This window comes from Arenimonas sp. (assembly GCF_044348765.1).
Classification (GTDB): Bacteria; Pseudomonadota; Gammaproteobacteria; order Xanthomonadales; family Xanthomonadaceae; genus Arenimonas.
On record NZ_JBIKSE010000055.1, the window covers coordinates 1 to 8,025 of the forward strand.

Here is an 8,025-nt window from a genome sequence, read left to right on the forward strand (position 1 = left end):
GCCTGTGGCCAACGCCCTGGTCTGGTTACGTCGCGATCTGCGACTGCAGGACAATCCCGCGCTGGCGCAAGCAATCGCTGATGGATATGCGCCCGTACTGGTCTATGTGCATGCCCCTGAAGAGCAGGGCGACTGGGCCCCAGGTGCGGCCAGCCGGACCTGGTTGCATCATTCCCTTCTGGCCCTGCAGCAGGATATTGCAAGGCTCGGCGGACGACTACTCATTGCCCAGGGACAGAGCCTTGTCGAGCTTGAGCGACTTCAGGCCGAAGCACAGGCTGAAGCGCTCTATTTCAGCAATCTGTATGAGCCGATCTTGCAGTCGCGCGATGCGCGGGTACAGGCGGCGTTTGAGAAGCACGGCTTAACAGTCAGGCGTTTCAATGCCAATCTGCTCTTCGAGCCCTGGCAGATCCAAACAGGTGGCGGCACACCTTACAAGGTGTTCACGCCGTTCTGGCGCAATGCTTCTGCACAGCTCGCAGTACTAAACGCCTCTCCGACACCCGGCATGCTGCCGGATTCAGGCATCGTCGGACTCTCTGTCGATCAACTTGGCCTCTTGCCTGAGAAGGCGTGGCATATGGAGTTCTGGCAGTATTGGCAGCCGGGTGAAAGTGGTGCCCATGAAATGCTCGAAATCTTCTGCGATGGAGCCATTGACGGTTACAAGGAGCAGCGGAACCTGCCGGATCGGACTGGCACGTCCAAGCTTTCTCCGCATTTGCATTTCGGCGAGATTTCACCACAGCAGATCTGGCGCCGCATCAATCGTGTCAGAGTATCGGAAGCCGCCCAGGTAGATATCGGACACTTCAAGTCAGAGTTGGGCTGGCGTGAGTTCTCTTACCATCTTTTGCATCATTTCCCAAAATCCAGCGATCATAATCTTAACCCCCAGTTCGATCGCTTTGCTTGGGCAGACCCGGACCCAGAATTGCTGAGTCATTGGCAGCGGGGTCATACCGGAATTCCGATTGTGGATGCTGGCATGCGGGAGCTTTGGCATACCGGTTGGATGCACAATCGTGTGCGCATGATCGTAGCTAGCTTCCTCTGCAAGAACCTGCGTATGCATTGGCTGCATGGTGCCCGATGGTTCTGGGACACACTGCTGGATGCCGATTTGGCTAACAACAGCCAGGGTTGGCAATGGACCGCCGGCACCGGTTGCGACGCTGCGCCATACTTCCGCATCTTCAATCCGGTAACTCAGTCTGAACGTTTCGATCCGCAGGCCCGTTATATCAAACGCTGGGTGCCTGAGCTCTCGGCATTACCCGCCCCGATGGTGTTCGCGCCTTGGATAAAGCCGACGCTAACCGCAGCAATGGCGCCGGATTATCCTTCAACCCCAATCGCAGATCTGGCCATATCCCGAGCCAGCGCACTAGCCGCATACAGCAGTCGTTAGTGCCCGCTGGGCTGGAATTGCGGTAAAGTGAAGTCAACTCAATAACGAGTCCAGTATGAGCGCTGCCCGCGGAAGCACCCGAAAAACGCCGATGAGCCGTGTCGATCATGCCTGGTTGCGCATGGAAAGACCGACCAACCTCATGATGATTACCGGTGTGATGATGTTCGAGACTCCGGTCAACATCGTCAAACTCAAAAAAGTGTTGAGTGAGCGGTTTCTGGCCTATCCCCGTTTTCGCCAGAAAGTGGTGGAAACGTCGACCGGTACATTTTGGCAGAACGATGCCGATTTCGATCTCGATTACCATGTGCGGCTTTCGGCATTACCCGGCAAGGCTGACAAGGCCGCCCTCGAACGTTTCGTCAGCCAGATGGCATCTACGCCATTGGATAAAAGCAAACCGCTCTGGCAGTTCCATCTGGTGGAAAAATACGACGGCGGCTCCGCACTGATCACCCGCATCCACCATTGCTACGCCGATGGCATTGCCCTGGTGCAGGTCATGCTGTCAATGACCGACAGCGAGGCGCGGCCGTCAAAACGTGAACCTTTGTCGAAAACATGGCTCAAGGAAGACGGTAAAGCAGTCAAAGAACGCATGGGCATGATCGACCGATACATGAAACTGGGTGAAAGCCTGCTCGGCAAGAGCATGGATTTCTATCGTGATCCTACCCTTGCCAATGTAGTGGCGAAGGAGGGTGGCGAAATCGCACGTGAACTCGCCGTCGCGCTTTCGCTCAGCGATGATCCCGACACCGTGCTCCGTGGGAAACTCGGCGTCAGTAAGCGCGTGGCCTGGGCCCCGACATTGCCACTGGAAGACGTGAAAGCCATATCCCGTGTGTTCGACGCCACGGTCAATGATGTCCTTATGGCTTCCATGGCGGGTGCGCTGCGCAGCTATATGGTCGAACGTGGCGAGCGGATCGATGGTGTCACCATCCGCGCAACAGTTCCCGTGAATTTAAGGCCGCTTGAGCATGCCAAGAAGCTCGGAAATCATTTCGGGCTGGTGTTTCTGGATCTGCCAATCGGTGAAATCCACCCGGTGCAGCGTCTGCTCCGCGTGGTGGAAAGCATGAAGCAACTCAAACAGTCTCGGCAGGCGGTGGTCGTTTACGGACTGCTAGCGGCATTGGGCATGGCGCCACCCATGCTTCAGAATCTGGCCTTCGAAATATTCAGCCGAAAAGCAACGACCGTAGCGACCAATGTTCCCGGGCCGCAGATGCCGCTTTATCTGGCGGGCGAGAAAATCAAGGAGCAGATGTTCTGGGTGCCGCAAACCGGTTCCATCGGCATGGGTGTGAGCATTCTGAGCTACAACGGCAATGTCCATTTCGGATTGATTGCCGATGCCAAACTCATACCCGATCCCGATGCAGTCATACAGCGCTTCATTCCGGAATTTGAAAAACTACTTTACATCGCACTCATGAGCGATTGGGGAATCCAGTCCAGTGCGTGATTTCCGGATTCAGTGTTTAAACGGCTTCAGTTCGCCGGGATTACGAAGCATCTTGTTAACTTCGTCCAGGTGCAGTTCTTCCTGGTAAATCATTTCGCGGGCGTATTCTTCGAGTACCACCGACTTGCCTTCCACGAGCTTGAGTAATTTGTAATAACACTGCCCTGCCTGTTTCTCATGTTCCAGGCTTTCACGGAGAATGTCACCAATATTGTGTTGCTCCGTTTCAAGCAGTGGGCCGATTTTCAGCGACGGGTGGCCACCGAGCATAGTGACCAATTCTCCCGCTTTATAGGCGTGCGCAAGACTTTCATCGGCGTTTCCCTTCAGCCAGCTCACAATCGGTATCCGGTTATAACCGAACACCATCAGGGAGTAGTGGGTGTAGCGAACAACGCCAGAAAGTTCGAATTCCATGATTTCGTTCAATAGTTTGATGGCTTTTTTGGTATCAGCGTCTTTCATGTCCGGATTCTCAATGTGGGGGATGACTGAAATCGTACCAAATCCTTGCGTCCTGCGCGTGACGACATGCTCTGTTAATTTAAATGTAATTAATCAAATAGATAGCGCGTTCTTGGACGAACTGCCTGCGCCCGTTTTACTGCAAATCATCAGAATCTAGCAAGAATCCACCACTTTGATGCGACCATAGGCGCGCATACAACCCATTCATAGCAATCAGATCGGCATGGCTACCGGTTTCGACAATGCGCCCTTGATCCATCACGATCAGCCGGTCCATAGCAGCGATGGTCGACAGGCGGTGAGCGATGGCGATCACGGTTTTGCCTTCCATCAAGCGGTAAAGGTCGCGCTGTATCACGCTTTCCACTTCCGAATCCAGAGCACTGGTGGCCTCGTCCAGCAGGAGGATTGGGGCATCCTTGAGCATGACGCGCGCAATGGCAACCCGCTGGCGCTGGCCGCCTGAGAGCTTCACGCCGCGCTCGCCGACATGCGCATCGTAGCCGGTGCGTCCTTTGGCATCGCTGAGGCCGAGAATGAAATCCTCGGCTTCGGCATTACGCGCGGCCTGTCGCATGGACCCCTCATCCGCATCTGGTCGGCCGTAGAGCAGATTATCGCGGACTGATCGGTGCAGCAGCGAGGTGTCCTGAGTGACCATGCCAATCTGCCGGCGCAGGGATTCCTGAGTCACCTGTCCGATGTCCTGGCCGTCGATATGGATGCTGCCTGCTTGGACCGGGTAAAACCGGAGAAGCAGGTTGACGATGGTTGATTTTCCAGCGCCGCTGCGTCCAATCAGACCGATTTTTTCTCCCGGCCGGATGCTCAGATTGAAATCGGATACGACCGGCTTTCCGGGCACATAACTGAAATCGAGATGTGTAAATGTGATTTCACCGCGGCTGACCTTCAGATCCCGCGCATCCGGCACATCGCGGACGGCCACCGGCCGGGACAAGGCGCCGATGCCGTCCTGGACGGTGCCGATATTTTCGAATAGGTTGGCCATCTCCCACATGATCCAGTGCGATACACCATTCAGGCGCAGAGCCATGGCGGTGGCGGCGGCAACCGCACCGATGCCGACGGCATTCGTGCTCCACAGCCACAGCGTTGCGCCTGCGGTTGCGAGTATGAGGGCGATGCCGAGGATGTGATTGACGATTTCAAAGCCGGTAACCAGACGCATCTGCCGGTAGACCGTGACGAGAAACTCCTGCATTGATTGCTTGGCGTAGAGCGCTTCACGCTGGTTATACGAGAACAGCTTGACCGTGGCGATGTTGCTGTAGGCATCCGTAACCCTTCCGCTCATCAGACTGCGCGCATCGGCCTGCGCACTTGCCGCGCGACCAAGACGGGGAACGAAATACATGAGCGTCAGGATATACAGGGCCAGCCAGCCGAAGAACGGCAACAGCAGCTGCCGGTCAAAACTGCCGGCGACCAGGGTCATGGTCAGGAAATAGATCACGACGAACACCAGGATGTCAGTCACAATCATGACCGCATCGCGCACAGCGAGAGCGGTCTGCATCATTTTCGCCGAGACGCGTCCGGAGAATTCATCCTGAAAGAAGGACATGCTCTGGCCCAGCAGATGCCGGTGGAAATTCCAGCGCAGACGCATGGCGAAGTTGCCGTTCAGGGCCTGGTATTTCACCAGTGCCTGTGCGGCAATGAGCAGCGGACTGGCCAGTAACACGGCAGTCAGCAGGATAATATTGCGCTTTTCCTGTTGCCAGAGCAGATGCGGCGGTACCTTGCTCAGCCAGTCCACGATATTGCCGAGCATGGCGAACAGCAGGGCTTCAAATGCCCCGATCAAGGCCGTCAGAATCGCCAGCAACAGGATCAGGCCGCGAATGCCTTGTGTGGCGTTCCAGATGAACGCGAAGAAGCCTTCCGGGGGCTGATCCGGAGGACCATCAGGGAACGGGGGGACGAGGCGCTCGAACCAGGAAAGCATGCAATGACCGTGCGTTATGCAGACCTACAGTTTATCGCATGCCGGTCATGGTAAGTATGGTCATTTGCGATTGGCTGCAAACAATCCCAACATCTCGTGTGCAATGCTTGCGCCCGCCAATGCGGTGATTTCGGCGTGATCAAATGGTGGCGAGACCTCGACCACATCGGCGCCGGCCAGGCGGACTCCGGTCATTCCGCGGATCAATTCAAGCGCGGTGTGGGTGTCGAACCCACCGACTACCGGAGTACCGGTTCCCGGGGCGCAGGAAGGATCGAGAAAATCAACGTCGAAACTCAGATAACACGCACTATCGCCCACGCGTGTCATGATGGCCGCGACGGCTGCCGCGATGCCATGCCGATGCAGCCACCGGGCATCCAAGACTTCAAAGCCGTGTTTTTCGGCATTGAACGTGCGCATCCCGAGCTGAATCGAGCGCGAAGGGTCCACGATGCCGGTTTTAGCCGCTTGGTAGAACATGGTGCCGTGGTCGATGCGATTGCCATCATCGGCCCAGGTGTCGGAATGGGCATCGAAATGGATCAGCGAAAGCGGACCGTGTATTTCAGCCAGGGCCTGGAGAATCGGATAGCTGATAAAGTGATCGCCGCCAAGCGTCAGGGGTTTGACGCCGGCTGAGCTGATTGTCTGGTAGGTTTCCCGGATCAGTGCCGGGGCGGCCGTGATGTTGCCGGAATCAAAGAACACATCGCCCCAGTCGATGACATGCAGCGTATCCAGCGGGTCGGATGCCCAGGCATAGGGTGGACACCAGGCCAGCATGGTCGATGCGGCGCGCATAGCGCGCGGCCCGTAACGCGTGCCCGGACGTCCGGTGGTGGCGACATCGAAGGGCACGCCGATGACGGCGACATCGACGTCATTCAGGTCTTTGCTGTATCTGCGCCGCAGAAAACTGGTGGCACCGGCATAGGTCGGCTCGGCCTGGGTGCCGTAAGGAGAAGATCGGGTAAACGCCAGATCCGAAAAGGCGGCAGTGGCGGGGGAGGGCTTGTCATTCGACATGGTGGGCTCCGGTCTCAGCAGTCCACTCGTCGTTCCTTGCGCGAAGCAATCGCCGGGACGAGCGTCACCGGTCTGTATACCTTCAGTTTACTTCATAATCGGCATGCTGAACTCGGCATCGGCCCGCAGGCCGGTTGGCCAGCGCGCAGTGATGGTTTTCAGGCGGGTATAAAACCGCACGCCGTCTTTGCCGTGCATGTGCAAGGGCCCGAACAGGGAGCGTTTCCAGCCTCCGAAGCTATGGAATGCCATGGGAACGGGGATGGGAACGTTGACGCCGACCATGCCGACCTGGATGCTGTGACTGAATTGACGTGCGGCATCGCCGTCGCGGGTGAAGATGGCGGTGCCGTTGCCGTATTCATGGGTGTTGATCAGGCTGCAGGCCGTATTGAAATCCGGCACGCGCACAATGCAAAGTACCGGCCCGAAGATTTCTTCTCTGTAAATGGTCATTTCAGGAGTGACATGGTCGAACAGGGTGCCGCCAAGGTAGAATCCGTTTTCATGACCGACAACTTCCAGACCGCGTCCGTCCACCAGAAGTTCGGCACCTTCGGCTTCGCCGCCATCGATATAGGCTTTGACCTTATCGCGATGCTGACAGGTCACCAAGGGCCCCATGTCCGGGTTGTCGGTGTCACCCGGGCCGATGCGCAGGCCTTCGACCATCGGTTTAAGTTTGGCAATCAGCGCTTCCGCGGCGGCGTCGCCGACGCAGACCGCGACTGAAATGGCCATGCAACGTTCACCGGCTGAGCCGTAGCCGGCCCCGAGCAGGGCGTTGGCGGCCTGATCCATATCGGCATCCGGCATGATGAGCATGTGGTTCTTGGCGCCACCGAGGGCTTGCACACGTTTTCCCGCGGCACTGCCGCGGGTGTAGATGTATTCGGCAATGGGTGTTGATCCGACGAAGCTCACCGCTTGCACGCGCGGGTCATCGAGCAGGACATCCACGGCTACCTTGTCGCCATGCACGACATTGAACACGCCGTCCGGAAGCCCAGCCTGCTTAAGCAATCGAGCCAGGATCAGGGGCGGCGTCGGATCACGTTCCGAAGGTTTCAGGATGAAGGTATTACCGCAGGCGAGGGCAATGGGAAACATCCACATCGGCACCATGCACGGAAAATTGAAGGGCGTAATGCCGGCGACCACGCCCAACGGTGCATATTCGCTGAAAGAATCGAGGCCGGTGCCGACGTTCATTGAATGCTCGCCTTTGACCAGATGCGGAATGCCGCAGGCGAATTCGACCACTTCCAGGCCGCGGGTCAGTTCGCCTTTGGCATCGGAGAGTACCTTGCCATGCTCACGGGTGATGGCCAAGGCGATTTCATCGGCATGGTTTTCCAGTAGCTGCTTGAACTTGAACATGATCCGCGCTCGGGCCAGCGGGGTGGTTGCGGCCCACGCCGGAAAAGCGGCCTGCGCAGAGGAGATTGCGGCCTCCACATCGCCGTTGTCCGCCAAGGCCACGCGTCCGGTGACGGCACCGGTAGCCGGATTGAAGACCTCGGCGCTGCGGCTGCTGTTGCCGAAAACGGCATTGCCATCGATGAAGTGGGCGATGGTGGCGGTCATGGCGAATTCCCAGTCAGGCGTTCAGTGCTTTAGCGGCAGATACGTAGGCATAACCCAAATCATCGGCAACCGCCTTGTAGG

The 8,025-nt window shown here is 57.3% G+C and carries 6 protein-coding genes; 2 read left to right on the forward strand and 4 right to left on the reverse strand.

The annotated features are described in order from the left end of the window. The first annotated feature begins 4 nt into the window (after nucleotides 1-4). Nucleotides 5-1,414 carry a cryptochrome/photolyase family protein gene (locus tag ACIQ0Q_RS07970; protein WP_395772413.1) on the forward strand — a complete coding sequence of 470 codons (1,410 nt, stop codon included), beginning with the start codon at nucleotides 5-7 and terminating at the stop codon, nucleotides 1,412-1,414. Nucleotides 1,415-1,469: 55 nt separating this feature from the next. Continuing rightward, nucleotides 1,470-2,888, forward strand: coding sequence for a wax ester/triacylglycerol synthase family O-acyltransferase (locus ACIQ0Q_RS07975; RefSeq protein WP_395772408.1), 1,419 nt, complete (start codon nucleotides 1,470-1,472; stop codon nucleotides 2,886-2,888). Between the two features lie 9 nt (nucleotides 2,889-2,897). On the opposite strand, the gene ACIQ0Q_RS07980 is transcribed toward ACIQ0Q_RS07975, so the two are convergent. From ACIQ0Q_RS07980 to ACIQ0Q_RS07995, 4 genes are all read right to left on the reverse strand, one after another. Further along, the gene (locus tag ACIQ0Q_RS07980; protein ID WP_395772409.1) at nucleotides 2,898-3,353 is read right to left on the reverse strand and encodes a bacterioferritin; all 456 of its coding nucleotides are present in this window, start codon (nucleotides 3,351-3,353) and stop codon (nucleotides 2,898-2,900) included. A 136-nt stretch (nucleotides 3,354-3,489) separates the two neighbouring features. Continuing rightward, nucleotides 3,490-5,328: an ABC transporter ATP-binding protein gene (locus tag ACIQ0Q_RS07985; protein WP_395772410.1), complete on the reverse strand. Its 1,839-nt coding sequence runs from the start codon at nucleotides 5,326-5,328 to the stop codon at nucleotides 3,490-3,492. Nucleotides 5,329-5,388: 60 nt separating this feature from the next. Beyond that, nucleotides 5,389-6,357 carry an agmatinase gene (speB, locus tag ACIQ0Q_RS07990; RefSeq protein ID WP_395772411.1) on the reverse strand — a complete coding sequence of 323 codons (969 nt, stop codon included), beginning with the start codon at nucleotides 6,355-6,357 and terminating at the stop codon, nucleotides 5,389-5,391. Between the two features lie 87 nt (nucleotides 6,358-6,444). Beyond that, a complete protein-coding gene (locus ACIQ0Q_RS07995; protein ID WP_395772412.1) occupies nucleotides 6,445-7,944 on the reverse strand; it encodes a CoA-acylating methylmalonate-semialdehyde dehydrogenase in 1,500 nt (499 codons plus the stop codon). Nucleotides 7,945-8,025: the final 81 nt, after the last annotated feature.

What these genes read in the sequence shown, in the direction of transcription:
- ACIQ0Q_RS07975 (WP_395772408.1), top strand. Translation starts at nt 1,470, where the DNA reads ATGAGCGCTGCCCGCGGAAGCACCCGAAAAACGCCGATGAGCCGTGTC.
- ACIQ0Q_RS07980 (WP_395772409.1), bottom strand. Translation starts at nt 3,353, where the DNA reads ATGAAAGACGCTGATACCAAAAAAGCCATCAAACTATTGAACGAAATC.
- ACIQ0Q_RS07985 (WP_395772410.1), bottom strand. Translation starts at nt 5,328, where the DNA reads ATGCTTTCCTGGTTCGAGCGCCTCGTCCCCCCGTTCCCTGATGGTCCT.
- speB (WP_395772411.1), bottom strand. Translation starts at nt 6,357, where the DNA reads ATGTCGAATGACAAGCCCTCCCCCGCCACTGCCGCCTTTTCGGATCTG.
- ACIQ0Q_RS07995 (WP_395772412.1), bottom strand. Translation starts at nt 7,944, where the DNA reads ATGACCGCCACCATCGCCCACTTCATCGATGGCAATGCCGTTTTCGGC.